Annotated in this window: 15 protein-coding genes; 9 read left to right on the top strand and 6 right to left on the bottom strand. The window is 62.2% G+C overall.

Translation table 11 applies throughout. The features are described from left to right. Positions 1-308 precede the first annotated feature (308 nt). On the top strand, positions 309-1,994 hold the full coding sequence (locus tag HW452_RS13185) for a methyl-accepting chemotaxis protein (protein WP_224106575.1): 1,686 nt from the start codon (positions 309-311) through the stop codon (positions 1,992-1,994). Positions 1,995-2,098: 104 nt separating this feature from the next. Here HW452_RS13185 and HW452_RS13190 read toward each other — a convergent pair whose 3' ends face one another. The 6 genes from HW452_RS13190 to HW452_RS13215 all read right to left on the bottom strand — a co-directional run bounded on the left by HW452_RS13190 (position 2,099) and on the right by HW452_RS13215 (position 7,973). Then, positions 2,099-2,974, bottom strand: a complete 876-nt coding sequence (locus HW452_RS13190) for an ABC transporter substrate-binding protein (RefSeq protein WP_224106576.1) — start codon at positions 2,972-2,974, stop codon at positions 2,099-2,101. A 273-nt stretch (positions 2,975-3,247) separates the two neighbouring features. Continuing rightward, positions 3,248-4,279 carry a CobW family GTP-binding protein gene (locus HW452_RS13195; protein ID WP_224106577.1) on the bottom strand — a complete coding sequence of 344 codons (1,032 nt, stop codon included), beginning with the start codon at positions 4,277-4,279 and terminating at the stop codon, positions 3,248-3,250. A 1-nt stretch (position 4,280) separates the two neighbouring features. Beyond that, on the bottom strand, positions 4,281-5,273 hold the full coding sequence (moaA, locus tag HW452_RS13200) for a GTP 3',8-cyclase MoaA (protein WP_224106578.1): 993 nt from the start codon (positions 5,271-5,273) through the stop codon (positions 4,281-4,283). Further along, the gene (glp, locus tag HW452_RS13205) at positions 5,270-6,517 is read right to left on the bottom strand and encodes a gephyrin-like molybdotransferase Glp (RefSeq protein ID WP_224106579.1); all 1,248 of its coding nucleotides are present in this window, start codon (positions 6,515-6,517) and stop codon (positions 5,270-5,272) included. The genes moaA and glp overlap by 4 nt, the downstream gene beginning before the upstream one ends. Then, positions 6,514-7,119 carry a molybdenum cofactor guanylyltransferase MobA gene (gene mobA, locus HW452_RS13210; protein WP_224106580.1) on the bottom strand — a complete coding sequence of 202 codons (606 nt, stop codon included), beginning with the start codon at positions 7,117-7,119 and terminating at the stop codon, positions 6,514-6,516. The genes glp and mobA overlap by 4 nt, the downstream gene beginning before the upstream one ends. Further along, a complete protein-coding gene (locus HW452_RS13215) occupies positions 7,116-7,973 on the bottom strand; it encodes a formate dehydrogenase accessory sulfurtransferase FdhD (protein WP_224106581.1) in 858 nt (285 codons plus the stop codon). The genes mobA and HW452_RS13215 overlap by 4 nt, the downstream gene beginning before the upstream one ends. 132 nt (positions 7,974-8,105) lie before the next feature. Between HW452_RS13215 and HW452_RS13220 the strand changes: the two genes are divergently transcribed. The 8 genes from HW452_RS13220 (at position 8,106) to HW452_RS13255 (ending at position 16,699) form a co-directional block, all read left to right on the top strand. After that, entirely contained in the window at positions 8,106-8,546 is a 441-nt protein-coding gene (locus HW452_RS13220; RefSeq protein WP_224106582.1) for a DUF3305 domain-containing protein, read from the top strand. Continuing rightward, positions 8,543-9,163 (top strand): DUF3306 domain-containing protein, encoded by a 621-nt coding sequence (locus HW452_RS13225; RefSeq protein ID WP_224106583.1) that lies wholly within the window; start codon positions 8,543-8,545, stop codon positions 9,161-9,163. The genes HW452_RS13220 and HW452_RS13225 overlap by 4 nt, the downstream gene beginning before the upstream one ends. Positions 9,164-9,411: 248 nt before the next feature. Next, entirely contained in the window at positions 9,412-11,145 is a 1,734-nt protein-coding gene (locus HW452_RS13230) for a 4Fe-4S binding protein (RefSeq protein ID WP_224106584.1), read from the top strand. Positions 11,146-11,150: 5 nt separating this feature from the next. Then, complete coding sequence (locus HW452_RS13235) at positions 11,151-11,765, top strand: TorD/DmsD family molecular chaperone (RefSeq protein WP_224106585.1); 615 nt, start codon at positions 11,151-11,153, stop codon at positions 11,763-11,765. Positions 11,766-11,834: 69 nt separating this feature from the next. Next, a complete protein-coding gene (locus tag HW452_RS13240; RefSeq protein ID WP_224106586.1) occupies positions 11,835-12,038 on the top strand; it encodes a twin-arginine translocation signal domain-containing protein in 204 nt (67 codons plus the stop codon). 24 nt (positions 12,039-12,062) lie between these two features. Further along, positions 12,063-14,915 carry a molybdopterin-dependent oxidoreductase gene (locus tag HW452_RS13245; protein WP_224106587.1) on the top strand — a complete coding sequence of 951 codons (2,853 nt, stop codon included), beginning with the start codon at positions 12,063-12,065 and terminating at the stop codon, positions 14,913-14,915. A gap of 63 nt (positions 14,916-14,978) precedes the next feature. Next, positions 14,979-15,593 carry a formate dehydrogenase FDH3 subunit beta gene (gene fdh3B / locus HW452_RS13250; protein WP_224106588.1) on the top strand — a complete coding sequence of 205 codons (615 nt, stop codon included), beginning with the start codon at positions 14,979-14,981 and terminating at the stop codon, positions 15,591-15,593. 11 nt (positions 15,594-15,604) lie between these two features. Further along, on the top strand, positions 15,605-16,699 hold the full coding sequence (locus tag HW452_RS13255) for a formate dehydrogenase subunit gamma (RefSeq protein ID WP_224106589.1): 1,095 nt from the start codon (positions 15,605-15,607) through the stop codon (positions 16,697-16,699). The last annotated feature ends 77 nt before the right edge of the window (positions 16,700-16,776 follow it).

Below are 16,776 nucleotides of genomic sequence, written 5' to 3' on the forward strand. Positions count from 1 at the left end.
AAAGTAGGTGTTTTTTTAATCAATATTAAAAATAAAGTTTAAGTTAAAAGGGCTGAAGGTTTTAATAAACGACTGAAAATAAGGCACTGTTGTTTTTCTTGAAGAAATCGATTCATTTTTGCGAGTTCCTCGGAAAAGTTGAGTAATGTTTTTACCGACGTGACTAAAGTATCTATTTTTCAAGCCGATAGATACTTACCCCACCCCTACCTATATTGGCGGATCTAGCCCCCTTAGATCGATTTAATCCCCAGAGAAGGGATTAAAACGCCAATGACCAATCAATCTGCTAAAAGGCATTCTGTGTAATGAATCGACTACTGAATAATATGTCAGTAAAGACCAGCCTGACGCTGGTACTGGCCATCTTCTCACTTCTGATCATCGTCATTGCGTTTCTTGGTCATCGCGCAGGCGAAGAGGCCAACGAATCGCTTGGCCAGCTGACGCTTTCTGCAGAACGCACCCGCGACCTCAGCCGCAGTCAGCGGTCCATTGCCTATACCCAGCTTTTCTACGTCAACAGCTTCAACGCGGCGGCCAGTGGTGACGCCCGGTTGGCAGATGACTACCTGGCGCAGGCACGCTCCAATCAGCAAACGGCCCAGGAGTACCTGGCTCATTTCGAATCGACCAATCCGCCCTCTGCGCTTGCTGAAACGGTAATGGCAAGCTTCGCGCAGCTGATACAGCAGGGACTCGTACCGCTTGCCGAGGCGCTGCGCGCAGGAAACGAAGCGCAGTTCACGGCAGCGCGGGCGGTAACCAGCGACCTGAACCAGCAACTGATCGATAACGTCAGCGCCTATAACGACTACCTGGCGGAGCAGAACGCGCTGATGGTGGCTGACTACGAAAGCGAAATGAAGATCATCGGGTACATTGACCTGGCGGTGCTGCTGATCGCGGCACTTATCGTGCTGTTGGTGCGAATGGCGATCGTAGGCTATATCGTGAAGCCGTTGAATGAGGCGGTCGGGCACTTCGAGCGTATCGCCAGCAACGACCTGTCGGGCAAGGTGCTGGCGCGTGGTCGCAACGAGATCGGCAAACTGTTCATTGCCATGCAGCACATGCAAGGTAATCTGGCCGGCACCGTATCGCAGGTGCGTGATAGCAGTGGCTCTATCCATATCGGGGCGCGCGAGATCGCCAGCGGCAACGCGGATCTTTCCTCGCGTACCGAACAGCAGGCCGCTTCGCTGCAGGAAACGGCGGCCAGCATGGAGCAGCTGACGGCCACGGTCAGGCAGAATGCCGATAACGCTCGCCAGGCGAGTCAGCTTGCCAATGAAGCCTCGAGCACGGCCACCAGCGGTGGCGAGGTAGTGGAGCAGGTCATCACTACCATGCAGGGCATCTCGGCAAGCTCTCAGAAAGTGACGGATATCATCAGCGTCATCGACTCCATCGCCTTTCAGACCAATATCCTGGCGCTCAATGCGTCGGTGGAAGCGGCGCGCGCGGGTGAGCAGGGCCGTGGGTTTGCGGTAGTGGCAAGCGAGGTGCGCAACCTGGCAAGCCGCAGTGCCGAGGCGGCAAAGGAGATCAAGGCGCTGATCGAGGCATCATCCGTTCAGGTGAAAGAGGGCTCGGCGCTGGTGGAAAACGCGGGTGTCACCATGCGTGATGTGGTGTCGTCGGTGCGTCGCGTCACCGACATCATGGATGAGATCTCCGCTGCTTCCCAGGAGCAGAGTTCGGGGATCGAACAGGTCAATCAGGCGGTCGCGCAGATGGATGAGGTCACCCAGCAGAACGCCTCGCTGGTGCAGCAGGCCTCCTCAGCGGCAAGCTCGCTCGAAGAGCAGGCGGCAAGGCTTGAAAGCGTGGTGGCGGGCTTCCGCTTGGCGGAAGCCGAGAGTCGTACGCCGCAGCCCTTGGCCTCACCTCGTCAGCAGCCGTCGCCACAGCCTGAGCCAGCGCTGATGCGGCCGGCTCCACGCCGCCAGGTGGCAACCAGTAGCGCAGAAGAAGAGTGGGAGGCGTTCTAGGCCTCCCACGGTTACCCGGCGCGCTGGGTTTTGTATTTCTGTGAACCCGCTTGGTTCTGTGAACCTGCTTAGTTCTGTGAACCCGCTTAGTTCGATGAACCTGCTTAGTTCGATGAACCCAGCGCGGCGGTGACTTCTTCAACCTGCATGGCCAGACTCTGCAGGCCGCCGCCGGAGAGGTACCAGAGCGCCGGCGTCAGGCTGACCAGGCGCACATCCGACGCACCTGCCTCCGTCAAGTCGTGCTCGAGGGCTTCCAGGTCGGCAGGTTCGTTGCCAATCGCTGCGCTGCGATCGATGATCAGCACGACGGCGGGGTCGATTTCGCCAATCGCGTCGGCAGAAAGCGGGGTAAAGGTGCGGCTGCCGTAGGTTTCGGACGTCACGCTATCCGGTATTGCCAGTGTTTCCACGCCCAGCACCTCGTGCACCACCGGATGCTGATTGAGGGTCAGATTACCGTCGTTGTGGGTGACCACCAGCGTGCGCGGCGCGTCGCTCAATGCTTCCCGCTGGGCTTCGATCTCGCCATGCAGCGTTTCGAGGGCCTCTTCGGCGCGTGCTTCTGCGTGCAGGCGGCTGGCAATCTCGCGGACGTTGTCGTCAAAGGCTGCCAGGTAGTCATCGCCCTGTACGCCGGTATTCAGGGTGGGGGCAACCGTCTCCATCTCCGTTTGCCACTCGCCCTGGCGGCCGGTAAACAGAATCAGGTGCGGCTTGCTGTTGGCCAGTGCGTCGAAGTCCGGGGAGCGCAAGCCGCCAATATCGGTAATGTCATCCGTGTCATACTGTTCAAGATAGGCCGGCAGGTTGGACTTCGGCACGCCCACCACGCGATCACTCAAGCCTAATGCATCCAGCGTATCCAGGCCGCCCAGGTCAAACGTGGCGACGCGATCCTCGCCATAAGCGGTCGCGCTGACGGCGCCCAGCAGCAGAGAGGTGGCCAGTACACGGGTAGTCATGGCAGTGTTTTTCATAGCGACTCCTTTCATGAGAAAATGTTTTATATGAGATATCTTCTCATATTCTAAGATTAAATGCCCTTTGTCGCCAAGTGCTTCAGGAACAATGTGTTGCATGATGCTGTTTGCGAGGCAGGTGAGGAGACTGCGCCTGGTGCGGCGCTTTTTCTGGAAGGGGCTAGAACATGCCGGTCTAAAACCCGCGCAAGGGTGGTGGGCCATAGGGCTACCGTGATCGATAGCAGCGAGCGCGGGGCGGGGCGAACAGGAGATTGGTCAGCTGGCGCTCTACGCCTCGCTTGGCAGCAGTGCCCTGCGCCTCAACTGCTCGGCCAGGGCAGAGGCATCCGGCACGCTGGCGACCAGGGTATCGGGAAGAATGACTTCCAGGCGGGAGTCCTGGCGCCAGGCGCTGCTTTCGAATGTCAGCGCTCCATCGGCGCGGTTGAGCCGTTGCCAGCCGCTGGAGGTATGAAACACCCCCTTGATGCGTGCGCTGCCGGGAAGCTCGCTCAGCACGTGGGCCAACTGGTCCAGGTCGAAATGCTCGGCAGGGTGCCAGCGCAAGCCGAGGCTTGTGTAGCCAAGCGCGGTGCCGGTTTCTTTTTGTACGCTGCCGCGGGGCGGTGGAGCGTCAAAAAAGCTGCCTTCGAGGCTGGGCGGGGCGTTCAGCGTGCGGTGCGCATCGGGCACGGCAAGCTCTCCCGCCTGGCTGTGGCCGCTGCCGGTCAGGCGTTCGAGCGGCAGTTCACCATTGGCAACCGGTTCGATCCACTTGGGGGGCGGCCATAGCGCTTCGGCAAACTGCTGGGCGGCCTGGCGCTGGGCAGGTGTTGCGTGATCGAGCATGGTCAGCGCCACCGCATCGGCAATGGCCAGCTGGTCCTGAAAGGTTTCATGAGTGCGGGCGCGCTCGTCTTCCAGGCGCCGCGGGTCCAGGGTGGCGATGATGTCGCGCACCTCCACCACCTCGGCAAACGCCTCGCCGCGCAGCAGGTCCAGGAGTCCTGCTGGATGGCCAAGGCCCGAAGGCTCGATGATCACGCGGTCGGGCTTGCTGCGCGCGAGCAGATTGACCAGCGCCGCCTGAAGCACGAAAGCGAGCTGGCAGCACAGGCAGCCGCCGGGCAAGCCCTTGATCACCACGTCGTCACGGCTTTCGAACATGGCCTGATCGATCCCGATCTGGCCGAACTCGTTGACCAGCACGGCCCATTTTTCATCCACAGGCTTTTGCTTGATCAGGCTGTGAATAAGCGTGGTCTTGCCGCTGCCCAGAAACCCGGTGACGATATGCACCGGCACTTTTACGCCAGCCACGCTAACCCCCGGTCATGTTCATGAAACGCACGACCTGCACGTCGCCATCGGTAGTGAAGTGGTGGCGCTCGGGCTTGAGGGGCAGAGCATCGATGATGGCCTGCTTGAGCCGCTGCATGTCGCCTGGGTAACGGCGCAGCACGGCACGCAGGTCTACCGAGTGTTCGTTGCCCAGGCAGAGCAGCAGGCGGCCCTCGACGGTCACCCGCACGCGATTGCAGGACTCGCAGAAGTTGTGGCTATGGGGCGATATGAAACCTATCCGGCTGTCGCTGTCGGCCATTTTGAAATAGCGCGACGGGCCGGGGGTGGTTTCCGTGGTCGGCAGCAACGGGTAGCGCTGCTCGATCACGGCCTGCACGTCATCGCTTGAGTAGAAGGTTTCGGCGCGGGAGTGGTCCGACACATCGCCAAGCGGCATCTCTTCGATGAAGCTGATATCCAGCCCTTCATTGCGGGCAAACTCGACCAGGTCCAGCACCTCATCCTCGTTGCGGCCCTTGAGGATCACCGCGTTGAGCTTGATGCGCTGGAAACCGGCTTCCTTGGCGGCGTGGATACCATCGATCACCTTGGCCAGATCGCCGGTGCGGGTAAGCTGCTTGAAGCGTGCCGGGTCGAGCGAATCCAGACTGATGTTGAGCCGCCGCAGCCCGCCTTCGTAAAGCCGCCTGGCATGCTTGCGCAGGCCCGCCCCATTGGTGGTCATGGTGAAGTCGTTCAGCCCGGGCAGGGCGCCGATCTCATCGACCAGCTGCTCGATACCGCCACGTACCAGCGGCTCGCCCCCGGTAAGGCGGATCTTCTCGACGCCCATCTCGGTAAAGGCGCGGGCAATCTGACCGATCTCTTCCAGAGTGAGCACCTGCGCGCGGGGCAGAAACGTCATCTCCTCGCTCATGCAGTACACGCAGCGAAAGTCGCAGCGGTCGGTCACCGAAATACGCACATAGCTTACGCGTCGGCCAAAATCATCTATCAACTGTTCGGTCATGGCCATCTCGCTAGTGGTTGAATGCAGACTGCCTCGCCGGGTTGAGCGCCTGGCTGGTCGTCGCCTAGCTCAATCAGGCAGTTGGCAGCCACCATCGAGGTCAGGATGCCGGAGCCCTGGGCGCCGGTGTCACGCACATGCAGCACGCCCTGCGCGTCACAGCGATACACGCCGCGCAGAAAATCGGTGCGTGCAAGGCGGCTTTTGAGCGCGGTTTCGGCAATCGCCGTCAGGCGGCGGGGTAGTGAAGGCGCCTGGCCTTCCAGGGCGCGTAAAAGCGGCACGACAAACTGGCTGAAGGTTACCATGACCGCCACCGGATTGCCGGGCAGGCCAACAAAGGGCGTCTGCTGCTCGCCAATCAGGCCACAGGCCATCGGCCGTCCGGGACGCAGCGCCACGCGCCAGAAGGCGAGCTGACCCATTGACTGGAGCGCCTGGCGGGTGAAGTCGGCTTGGCCGACAGAGACGCCGCCGCTGGTAATCACCAGATCGCTTTGTCGGGCGGCATCTTCCAGCGCCTGCTGAATGGCGTTGGGGTCATCGGGCAGGATACCGATGTCGATCACCTCGGCGCCCTGCTCGGTCAAAAGGCCCGTCAAGGTGAAGCGGTTGGCGTCGTAGATGGCGCTTGGAGGCAGTGCTTTCCCTGGCGCGGTCACTTCGTTGCCGGTGGAGAAGATCGCGACCCGCGCGCGGGCGGTAACGCTCACCTCGGCGTAGCCCAGTGATGCGATCAGCCCCATGGCGGCGGCGTCCAGGCGGGTGCCGGCGGCAAGGGCCACGCTGCCGGCGCGGATGTCTTCTCCGGCCTGACGGATATGCTGGCCGCGCTTGATCCGCTCCGGCGCATTGATCGTGACATGGTCAGCCTGCTCGTCGAGCTGCTCGCGCATGATCACGGTGTCGGTACCTTCCGGCAGCGGGGCGCCGGTGGTGATGCGCACGCACTGCCCGGCGGGAACCGGCCCGGCAAACGCCTGGCCGGCGAACGCTTCACCGGCCACCGACCAGCGGGTATCCCGCGTATCGGGCCAGGCCAGGGCCACGCCGTCCATGGCCGCGTTGGTCTGCTGGGGCACGTTGATCGGCGCGGTGACGTCTGCTGCCAGACGCCGGCCATGGGCCTTTTCCAGCGGCACGCTTTCACTTCCCGTGGTGCGGGTTACCAGCGTCATCAGCGCGGTCATGGCCTCATTGACGCTGAGCATGGTTTCGCCCAGCTCAAAACAGGAAAGCGTCATGGCATCTCCTTGGCGCCCATAAGCGTCTGCTCCAGGCGGTGCTTCTCTTCTTCGGTGTTCAGGTTGGCAAAGGCCTCGGGGCAGTCGGACATATCGATCTGGCACCAGGCGTGGCGCGCGTACCAACGGTCGATCTTGCGCTCGCCCTCGGCCAGAGCGGTGGCCAGGTCGTCGGCAAGCGTCGTGCGCAGCAGGGCTACCACCGGGTGCAGGCGCTCACCGTCATGGGCAACGCCGATATCGTGCTCGCCAATGCCTGCCACCATGCGTGCCACCAGGTCCCGGGGCAGCGCAGGGGAGTCGCAGGGGGCAACCAGCAGCCAGGGCGTGCTGGCCGCCCGCAGACCGCTGTAGATGCCCATCAACGGCCCCTTGAAGCCCTCTTCGACATCGCTGATCACGCGCGCGCCCAGCAGGGCGTAACCGTCCAGATGGCGGTTGGCATTGATCAGAAGCTCATTTACCTGACCTTCGAAACGCTGCATGACGTGGGTCACCAGCGGCAGACCGGCAAAGGGCACGAGTCCCTTGTCGCGCCCGCCCATGCGGCGGCCTTCGCCGCCGGCGAGCACCAGGCCGGTAATGGAGTGAGCGGGAATCATACGCCTGCCTCCTTGGAGGTTCTGGCCGCAGGCGGCCGGGGTGGAGGGCTATCAAGCGTCAGCCGGGCGCCGGCGTTGATGGCCTGGAACTGCTTGCCCTTGGCTCGGGCGATCAGCATGACCCCGAAGCGCTCGGCAAGTTCCACGCCTTTCTGGGTTACGCCGGAGCGCGATACCAGCACGCTGATGCCCATCTGCGCCACTTTCAGCACCATCTCGGAGGTCAGGCGCCCGGTGGTGTAGAAAATATCCGCATCACTGCTTGCCGCCTGGGCCAGCCACTGGCGCCCGGCGAGCGTATCCACGGCGTTATGGCGGCCTACGTCTTCCACGAAATCGAGCACTGCTGTCTGGTGGCACAGCGCACAGCCATGTACGGCGCCCGCGTTTTTATAGGTATCATTATACGCGTTCAGATTAGTGAGCAGTTGATAGAGGTCAGATTGAGCAAGCGTCGTGGCGGGCAGGGCGGCCAAGGCGGTCTGCTCGAGCAGATTGCCAAACACGGTACCCTGGCCACAGCCGGTAGTGACGGTCCGGTGGCCCAGGCGGGCTTCGAGGTCATCGGGCAGGCGCTGGGTTACCACCACCGCCGACTCGACCTCCCAGTCCACCTGCACGGCGAGCAGGTCGTCGGCGGCACGAAGCAGTCCCTGGTTGCGCAGGTAGCCGACCACCAAGGCTTCCGGGGCATCGCCAAGGGTCATGAGCGTAACGATTTCACGCTTGTTGAGGTAGACCGTCAGGGCGCGTTCGGCGGCAATGGATTGCTGGCGTATCTCGCCGTAGGCGTCCATGATGTCAATGGTGGTAGTGGCCGGCAAGCGGGCACGGCTTAACTGAAGGGCGGGCATCCGCAATCCTCGCTGGTCACTGGTCAGGCGCTGCTATGGATGAATGAGCAATAGTAGAGTAAAACACGCCCTGTTGACGATGATGGCGTTCAAGAGGCTTACTTGTCTACCCGTTCAAGGTGTTCACCTCCCATGCACGATAATTTACGCACGCTCAGCGTGACCCTGGCCGCCGAGCCCAAGCAGATGAAGGGCTTTACGCTCACTCAGTGGCGGATTGCTCAACTGACGCCGGGCGAGCAGGGGGATTACCCGCTGGGCCTTCAGCTTACCATGACCGAGCGTGCCGCCTACCGCTTCAACCTGAGTTCCACGTCGCCCAGACTGTTCGTGCGCGCCGGCTTCACCGGCCAGGCCCCAAGGCCCGATGCGATTACCGCCAGTCAGGACGTCGCGGCAGGCTGGCTCGACGGCGAGCAGCAGGTGTTTGAAAGCCCCATGCCGGTGGCCATTCAGGTATGGCTAGAGAGTTATCTGGCACGCCACGGCGAAGCCCCGGTACAGGGGCGCAAGAAAAAGCGCAAGGGCGCCGGGCGGGCACAGCCCACGCCCGGCCAGGAGCCGCCCCCGTGAGTCGCTGGGAGCGCTGGTCGCAGCGCAAGCGCGGTGTCGAGAGTCGCGAGGCCACCTCAGCACCGGAGGTTGACGACACCCCGGCGCAAGGCGTTGAAACCCAGGCCCCTGAGTCGCCCCAGGCAGCACCCGACGCCGGTACGCCTAGCTCCATCGAGTCTGACGCACCGGCGCCGGGCAGCCTCGATGACAGCCTGCCCGACCCTGATCTTCTGCCGGCCGGAAGCGATTTCAGCATCTTCATGGCGTCCGGGGTGAGTACGGCGCTGCGTCGGCGGGCGCTGAAGCGGCTATGGGCGACCGGCAACTATAATGTCAGAGACGGCCTGGACGACTACGACGCGGATTATCGCCAGCAGCTCAAGCCCATGACCGATGGGTTGGCAGACAAGCTGCGTCGCTGGACGCACAAGGCGCAAGAAGCGCTGGATTCGTCTGATCATGACGAAACACGCGAACCGTCAGACGCGCCCCGTGAGGAGCCGGGCGATGACGCAAATACTTGCACTCAGCCAACGAACGCTATAGAAAGGGCCGATTCTGGAGAAAGTGCTGATAAACTTAGTGCTGTTGGGCATAAACCTGTCCGCCATGACGGCACCGACAGCGCTGACTAAAAAATAGCCCTGAATCCGATGCCGCCACCGCGCAATAAGTGCTAATAAGCGCCAAAGCGTTGGCTAATCGGACATACGGGCAAGCGGCCCGGGGCGTATTATTGCTCTATGTTTAAAGAACCTGTGTTTAAAGAACCTATGTTCAAAGTTTAAAGAAAAAGGCATGGAAGCCGAAAACCAAGAGAAGCAGAAACTAAAAAATAGCGCACTAGATGCTAACTAGCATGACCTCTTGACCGTGAGAATGCATGAATCAAAAAATACCCCTGGCGTCCATCGACGACCAGCGTAACGCCGCTGCCCGAGAAGCCGTGCGCCAGCGTATCTCGTGGCCGGCCAACCTGACGCCAGCGAACGTGACCTACCACAGCCGTGGGCATCTTTTGCTGCTGGGTAGCGAGCGCGCCATTCACGATGCTGCTCGTGCCCTTCAAGGGCGTGGGTTGGCGTCGATCACTCTGCTGTCCACCGATGCCGAGGCGCCGCTTTCGCCCTTGGCTGGCGGCAGCGAGCCCGCTGCCCACTACGCCCTGGCCCCCGAACAGTGCCAGCAACTCACTGTCGACGGTCATCTGGGCAACTTCGCGGTCAACCTTCAGCCCGCGGATGGCGAGGCGCTCAACCTTGCCCGTGCACTGATATCCCGCGACGTGTTCGACGTAGTGCTGGACATGACCGGCGAGGGAGCTGCCTGCGACGTTTGCCGCTGGGAGCTGCCGCCGCCGGGCTACCTGACGTGGAGCACACAGCCAGCAGTGGCCGGTGAGCCGCTTGAAAGCGTGCTCGAGCGCGCCGTCGAGCTGGTCGGCGAGTTCGACAAGCCGCGCTATTTTCAGGTCAACAGCGACCTCTGCGCCCACTCCTCGAGTGGCAATATTGGCTGTACGCGCTGTCTGGACGTGTGCCCCGCCGATGCGATTACCAGCCATCAGGGGCGCATCGAATCGCGAATCGAGATTGACCCGTTCCTGTGCCAGGGCGTAGGCAGTTGCACCAGCGCCTGCCCGACCGGGGCGATCGAGTTCCGCCTGCCGGAAACCCGCCGTCAGCAGGATACGCTGGCTACCTGGCTTGCCGCCTACCGCGACGCCGGCGGCACTCAGCCGGTCATGCGTTTTGTGACCCATGACACCCTGGATGCTGAAAAGCACGCAGGCGTGGTAACGGCAGGCCACGTGCTGGATGTGCCGCTTGAAGAGCTGGGGGCTGCAGGCCACGATCAGTGGTTGACGGCGCTTGCCAGCGGTGCGGCAGAGGTCAGAATTCAGCTGCATGAAGCGATGCCGCCTCGGCTGAGCGCGTTTCTTGAGGATCAACTGGCCCAGGCCCAGCGCTTGCTGGAAGCTCTGGGCCACGCCCCCGAGCGGGTTCAACTGATAGCCCCTGGCGAGCAGGTGGCCCGGGATGCCCTGCCGCGCCTGATGCCGCTGACCGATACCTCCCTTGCCTTGAATGAGCCGGACAAGCGCACCCGGCTCAATCGCGTGCTCGAGTGTCTGGCGGCGTTGGGCCAGCCCAGCGGCCAGCGCCACGCCGTGACCGAGCGCGCCGCCTACGGTGGCCTTGACGTGGACAGCAACGCCTGCACGCTCTGCCTTGCCTGCGTCAGCAGCTGCCCGACGCCTGCGCTGGCGGCCGGCCGCGACTCGCCGTCGCTCAGCTTCCGCGAAGCGGACTGCGTGCAGTGCGGCCTGTGCGAAAAGGCCTGCCCGGAAGATGCGATTACCCTGGTGCCCGGTTTTCTGGCCGCGCCGGAGCGTCTTGAGCGTCATGTCTGTCACGAGGAAGCGCCGTTTGAGTGCATTCGCTGCGCGAAGCCGTTTGCCACTGCCAGTACGGTCGCCATGATGAAGCAGAAGCTCGCCAATCACCCCTATTTTGCCGGTGAGGCGCTGGCGCGCCTGGAAATGTGCGAGGACTGCCGGGTGAAGGATGTCTGGCTGACCATGGCGCGCGACCCCAATGCGCAACTCAAGGTGTAATGGCGATGAATGATGAACAGGGCGTGATAAGCGAGACGGAGGCCATCCGTGCGGATATCTACCAGCTGCTGGCCAGCCTGATTCGCCAGCCGCCGGATACCGAGCTGCTCGAGTGGCTGGCAACGCTTGAAAGTGACGCCGACGGCAGCCGGCTTGCCGAATGCTGGGCGGCGCTGATTCAGGCAGCGCGCAGCAGTACGCCAGAGGCGCTTTCGCGGGCGCATTTCAATCATCTGGTCGGCGTCATTCAGGGCGATATCGTGCCCTACGCCTCCTTCTACCTGAATGGCGAGCTGATGGACAGCGCCCTGGTGGCGCTGCGCCGGGACCTGCGCATGCTCGGGTTCGAGCGGCGCGATGCGGTTCACGAACCCGAGGACCATCTGGCTGCCGAGTGTGAAGTCATGGCGATGCTGATTGTTGCAAGTCGCGACGAGCAGGTCGATTTTTTCCAGCGCCATATCGCGCCCTGGGCAGGTCGCTGTTTCGCGGATATGGGCAGGCTTGAAAATGCCTTCTACGCCGCTACCGGCCAGTTGGGCAGTGCATTTATAGAGAGTGAGCGGGCGAGCATGGAGGCGCAGGCCGCCTACCGTCCCGTGCGTATCATGACGCCCTGAGGGGCAGTGGCAGCAAGCCAGGAACAGGGCCCTTGGGCCGACAACACAAGCAGAAAAGAGGATCTCCTCATGCAAACGTCTCACAATCCCGAACGCCGGCGGTTCATGAAAACAGTGGGTCTTGGCGCTGCGGCGGCAGGCGTGGGAGCGGCGGTTGGCCACGCCACGCTCGCACAGGCAGATGCACCCAAGCAGGCCGCGCCTGCGGCCCAGGCCAAGAACTATCACGAAACCGACCATATTCGGGCTTACTACGCTTCGCTGCGTGACTGACGGCTGAACGCCAGGAGAATAGCCATGCGCCTTACTCGCAAACCTGATACGCCCAAGGCCCCGGGGCTTGGAATTTCGCGTCGTCAGTTCATGAAACGCAGCGGTGCAACGGTTGGCGGCGTGGCCGCTGCCGGTTTTATCGGCGCGCCCATGATGCAGCGGGCAGAGTCCGCAGAAAAGACGCCGGTGCTGGACTCGCCGGTCGAGACCAAGCGCACCATCTGCTCGCACTGCTCGGTGGGCTGCGGCGTGTATGCCGAAGTTCAGGAAGGTATCTGGACCAAGCAGGAGCCGGCCTTCGATCACCCCATCAACCGTGGCTCGCACTGTGCCAAGGGCGCATCGCTGCGCGAGCACGGTCACTCCACCCGCCGCCTGAAATACCCGATGAAGCTGGTCGCGGGTGAGTGGCAGCGCATGGGCTGGGAAGAAGCGGTCAATGAAATTGGCGACAAGCTTCTAGAGCTGCGCGAAAGCTACGGCCCCGACAGCGTCTACTGGCTGGGCTCGGCCAAGTTCAGCAACGAGCAGGCGTACCTGATGCGCAAGCTCTCCTCCATGTGGGGCACCAACAACACCGACCACCAGGCGCGTATCTGCCACTCCACCACGGTGGCTGGTGTGGCCAATACCTGGGGTTACGGGGCGATGACCAACTCGCTCAACGACATGCACAACTGCAAGTCGATGCTGTTCATCGGCTCCAACCCGAGCGAAGCGCACCCGGTGGCGATGCAGCACTTCCTGATCGCCAAGGAGCGCAACAACTGCGACATCATCGTCGCTGACCCGCGCTTCACCCGCACCGCCGCCAAGGCCAACAAGTACGTTCGCCTGCGCCCCGGCACCGACGTTGCCTACATCTGGGGCCTGTTGTGGCACATCTTCGCCAACGGCTGGGAAGACAGCGAGTACATCAACCAGCGTGTCTACGGCATGGACGAGGTGCGCAAGGAAGTCGAGCAGTTCCCGCCCAGCGTCGTTGAAGAGGTCACTGGCGTACCCGAAGCGGAAATGTTCGATGTGGCCAAGCGCCTTGCCGACAACCGCCCCGGTTGCGTGGTGTGGTGCATGGGGGGTACCCAGCACACTACCGGCAACAACAACACTCGGGCCTACTGCATTCTGGAGCTGGCGCTGGGCAATATCGGTAAATCCGGTGGCGGCGCCAACATTCTGCGTGGCCATGACAACGTTCAGGGCGCAACGGACCTGGGCCTGGGCTGCGATTCCTTGCCGGGCTACTACGGCCTTGCCGAAGGTGCGTGGCAGCACTGGGCCGATGTCTGGGACGTGGATTACGCGTGGCTGCAGGGTCGTTTCGACGATACCGAATACGCCGATGGCCAGCCCATGTATACCAGTGGCATCACGGTATCGCGCTGGGTGGACGGGGTGCTGGAAGAAGACGAAAACATCTCCCAGCGTACCGCGCTGAAGGCCATGTTCTACTGGGGCCATGCGGTCAACTCGCAAACCCGCGGTACCGAAATGCAAAAGGCCATGCAGAAACTCGAGATGATGGTCATCGTTGACCCTTATCCCACCGTTGCATCGGTCATGCACGACCGCACCGACGGCGTGTATCTGCTGCCCGCCGCGACCCAGTTCGAAACCACCGGCAGCGTGACCGCCACCAACCGCTCCATTCAGTGGCGCGACCAGGTGATCGAACCGCTGTTCGAGTCCAAGCCTGACCATGAAATCATGTACCTGTTCGCACGCAAGCTGGGCTTTGGCGAGCAGTTCGTAAAGAACTACGCGATGGACGGCAACCGCCCGGTGATCGAGGACGTGCTGCGTGAGATCAACCGCGGCATGTGGACTGTCGGTTACACCGGCCAAAGCCCGGAACGCCTCAAAGAGCACCAGAAGAACTGGCATACCTTCAGCTTCGAGAACCTGCGCGCCGAAGGCGGCCCGGCCGATGGCGACTACTACGGCCTGCCGTGGCCGTGCTGGGGAACGCCGGAGTTCAGGCATCCAGGTTCGCCCAACCTTTACGACACCAGCATTCCGGTCATGGAAGGCGGCATGGGCTTCCGGGCGCGTTTTGGTATCGAGCGCGACGGCGTCAACCTGCTGGCCGAAGGCTCCGCGCCGGTAGGCAGCGACATCGACGACGGCTACCCGGAGTTTACCGACCAGCTGCTCAAGGATATTGGCTGGTGGGACGACCTGACCGCCGAAGAGAAGCAGGCTGCGGAAGGCAAGAACTGGAAAACCGACTTCTCCGGCGGTATCCAGCGGGTCGCGATCGAGCACGGCTGTGCGCCTTACGGTAACGCCAAGGCGCGTGCCGTGGTGTGGACCTTCCCCGATGAAGTGCCCAAGCACCGCGAGCCGCTCTATACCACCCGGCGCGATCTGGTCGAGCGCTTCCCGACCTGGGATGACTTCGACTCCATCATGCGCCTGCCGACGCTCTACAAGTCCATCCAGGCGCGCGACAACAGCGCCGACTACCCGATCATCCTGACCTCGGGGCGTCTGGTCGAGTACGAAGGTGGCGGCGAAGAGACCCGCTCCATGTCGTGGCTGGCCGAACTTCAGCAGGAGATGTTCGTCGAGATCAACCCGGCGGATGCCAACGACCTGGGCGTGAAAGACGGCGATCAGGTATGGGTGGAAGGCGCCGAAGGCGGCCGCGTGAAGGTGAAAGCGCTGGTGACGCCGCGGGTGGACCGCAAGGTTGCCTTCATGCCGTTCCACTTTGGCGGCATGTTCCAGGGCGAAAGCCTGCGCGACCGTTACCCGGCGGGCTCTGATCCCTACGTGATCGGCGAAGCGGCCAACACCGCGACCACCTACGGCTACGACCCGGTCACGTTGATGCAAGAGACCAAGTGCACCATCTGCCGCATCGAGCGCGCCTAGGTCCGGTCAACCAGAGATTTGGCCAGGGCAGGCAGTTGCCTGCCCTGGCAAGAGGAGAACATCATGGCTCAAATGAAATTCATGTGTGACGCCGAGCGCTGCATCGAGTGCAACGGCTGCGTCACTGCCTGCAAGAATGCCAACGAAGTGCCCTGGGGCATTCAACGGCGTCGCGTCGTGACCCTGAACGACGGCGAAGCCAGCGAGATGTCGATCTCGGTGGCCTGCATGCACTGCGATGACGCGCCTTGCATGGCGGTGTGCCCGACCGACTGCTTCCACAAGACCGATGACGGTATCGTGCTGCACGATAAAGATCTGTGCATCGGCTGCGGCTACTGTCTCTACGCCTGCCCGTTCGGCGCGCCGCAGTTCCCGCAGACCAGCGCCTTTGGCGAACGCGGCAAGATGGACAAGTGCACATTCTGCGCCGGCGGCCCTGCCGAGAGTAAGGAAGAAGAGTACGAAAAATACGGCGCCAACCGGATTGCCGAAGGCAAACTGCCGCTGTGCGCCGAAATGTGCTCCACCAAGGCGCTGCTGGCCGGTGATGCCCAGGACGTGGCGGACATCTTCCGTCAGCGGGTCGTTCAGCGCGGCCACAAGGATGGCGCCTGGTCCAACAACCCGCAGGCCAGTACCGACCACCTAGCCTACGATGCTGCCCAGAAAGGGTAAGGAGGCGTGTCATGAACCTGTTGACTGCACCGGCGCCCGTTGGGGTGCCGCGCTCAGGTAAGGGGCTTGCCCTTGGCATCTGGCGGTTTGTCGCGATGGCACTTGTACTGGTGATGAGCCTTGCCGTCACCCAGGTGGCCGTGGCCCAGGCCGACCCGGACCGTGAAATGACCACTGCCGCACCAGGCATCACCGCCGATCAGTGGCGTCAGGTGCGCAGCGGCGAAACCGGCCCCAACTACCGTGATTCGCGTCACGACAGCAACTACAGCCTGATCAATGCAAGCGGTGAAACCTGGCGACATATCCGTAACCGCTGGGTCTCTCCGTTTGGCCTGATCGCCATAGGGGCCACCGTTGCGCTGATCACGTTGTTCTACCTGATCGTCGGGCGCAAGCATCTGGAAGCCCCGCGTACCGGACGGCTGATTCCGCGCTGGTCACTGATGATGCGCGCGCTTCACTGGACCGTGGCCACGCTGTTTCTGACCCTGGCGCTGACCGGGCTGAACCTGCTGTTCGGCAAGTTCGTGTTCCGTACCCTGTTTGGCGATGCCGTCTGGGCGTGGATGATTGCCGCCTCCAAGCTGCTGCACAACTATATGGGCCCCATCTTTGGTGTGCTGTTGGTGATCATGCTGGCAAGCCTGATCAAGGAAAACATACCCAAATGGCACGACTGGGTATGGCTCAAGAAAGGCGGTGGCATGATCGGCAAGAAGCACGTGGATGCCGGCTTTGCCAATGGCGGCGAGAAGGCCTGGTACTGGATACTGGCAAGCGTGGGTCTGATGGTCGTGGCCAGTGGCTTCGTGCTTGATTTCCCCAACTTCGATCAAAGCCGCGACACCATGCAGTGGGCCAACGTCATTCACGCCGTGGGCGCACTGGGCATCACGGCGATTTCCCTGGGGCATATCTATATCGGCACGCTGGGGACCGAAGGCGCGCTGGAAGCCATGACCACCGGCTACGTGGATGAAACCTGGGCCAAGGAGCACCACAACCTGTGGTACGACGAGGTCAAGGATCAGGCGATTCCCGAAGAAGAGCTGGCCGCGCGCAAGGCATCGAACGCCGGGGCGTCGGCCACGCGAACCAGCTGAGAAGTATCGTTGCCTTCGAGACACCGCCATTTGGCGGTGTCTTTTGTTATGCTGGTTCTACATCAATCTTCATGAGA

It is taken from the genome of Vreelandella aquamarina (assembly GCF_020075495.1).
GTDB classification, from domain to species: Bacteria; Pseudomonadota; Gammaproteobacteria; order Pseudomonadales; family Halomonadaceae; genus Vreelandella; species Vreelandella aquamarina_A.

Bases quoted from the DNA above. Each gene is read 5' to 3' on its own strand.
- fdh3B (WP_224106588.1), top strand. From the start codon at position 14,979: ATGGCTCAAATGAAATTCATGTGTGACGCCGAGCGCTGCATCGAGTGC.
- HW452_RS13230 (WP_224106584.1), top strand. From the start codon at position 9,412: ATGAATCAAAAAATACCCCTGGCGTCCATCGACGACCAGCGTAACGCC.
- HW452_RS13185 (WP_224106575.1), top strand. From the start codon at position 309: ATGAATCGACTACTGAATAATATGTCAGTAAAGACCAGCCTGACGCTG.
- HW452_RS13220 (WP_224106582.1), top strand. From the start codon at position 8,106: ATGCACGATAATTTACGCACGCTCAGCGTGACCCTGGCCGCCGAGCCC.
- HW452_RS13245 (WP_224106587.1), top strand. From the start codon at position 12,063: ATGCGCCTTACTCGCAAACCTGATACGCCCAAGGCCCCGGGGCTTGGA.
- moaA (WP_224106578.1), bottom strand. From the start codon at position 5,273: ATGACCGAACAGTTGATAGATGATTTTGGCCGACGCGTAAGCTATGTG.
- HW452_RS13215 (WP_224106581.1), bottom strand. From the start codon at position 7,973: ATGCCCGCCCTTCAGTTAAGCCGTGCCCGCTTGCCGGCCACTACCACC.
- mobA (WP_224106580.1), bottom strand. From the start codon at position 7,119: ATGATTCCCGCTCACTCCATTACCGGCCTGGTGCTCGCCGGCGGCGAA.
- HW452_RS13240 (WP_224106586.1), top strand. From the start codon at position 11,835: ATGCAAACGTCTCACAATCCCGAACGCCGGCGGTTCATGAAAACAGTG.
- glp (WP_224106579.1), bottom strand. From the start codon at position 6,517: ATGACGCTTTCCTGTTTTGAGCTGGGCGAAACCATGCTCAGCGTCAAT.
- HW452_RS13255 (WP_224106589.1), top strand. From the start codon at position 15,605: ATGAACCTGTTGACTGCACCGGCGCCCGTTGGGGTGCCGCGCTCAGGT.
- HW452_RS13235 (WP_224106585.1), top strand. From the start codon at position 11,151: ATGAATGATGAACAGGGCGTGATAAGCGAGACGGAGGCCATCCGTGCG.
- HW452_RS13190 (WP_224106576.1), bottom strand. From the start codon at position 2,974: ATGAAAAACACTGCCATGACTACCCGTGTACTGGCCACCTCTCTGCTG.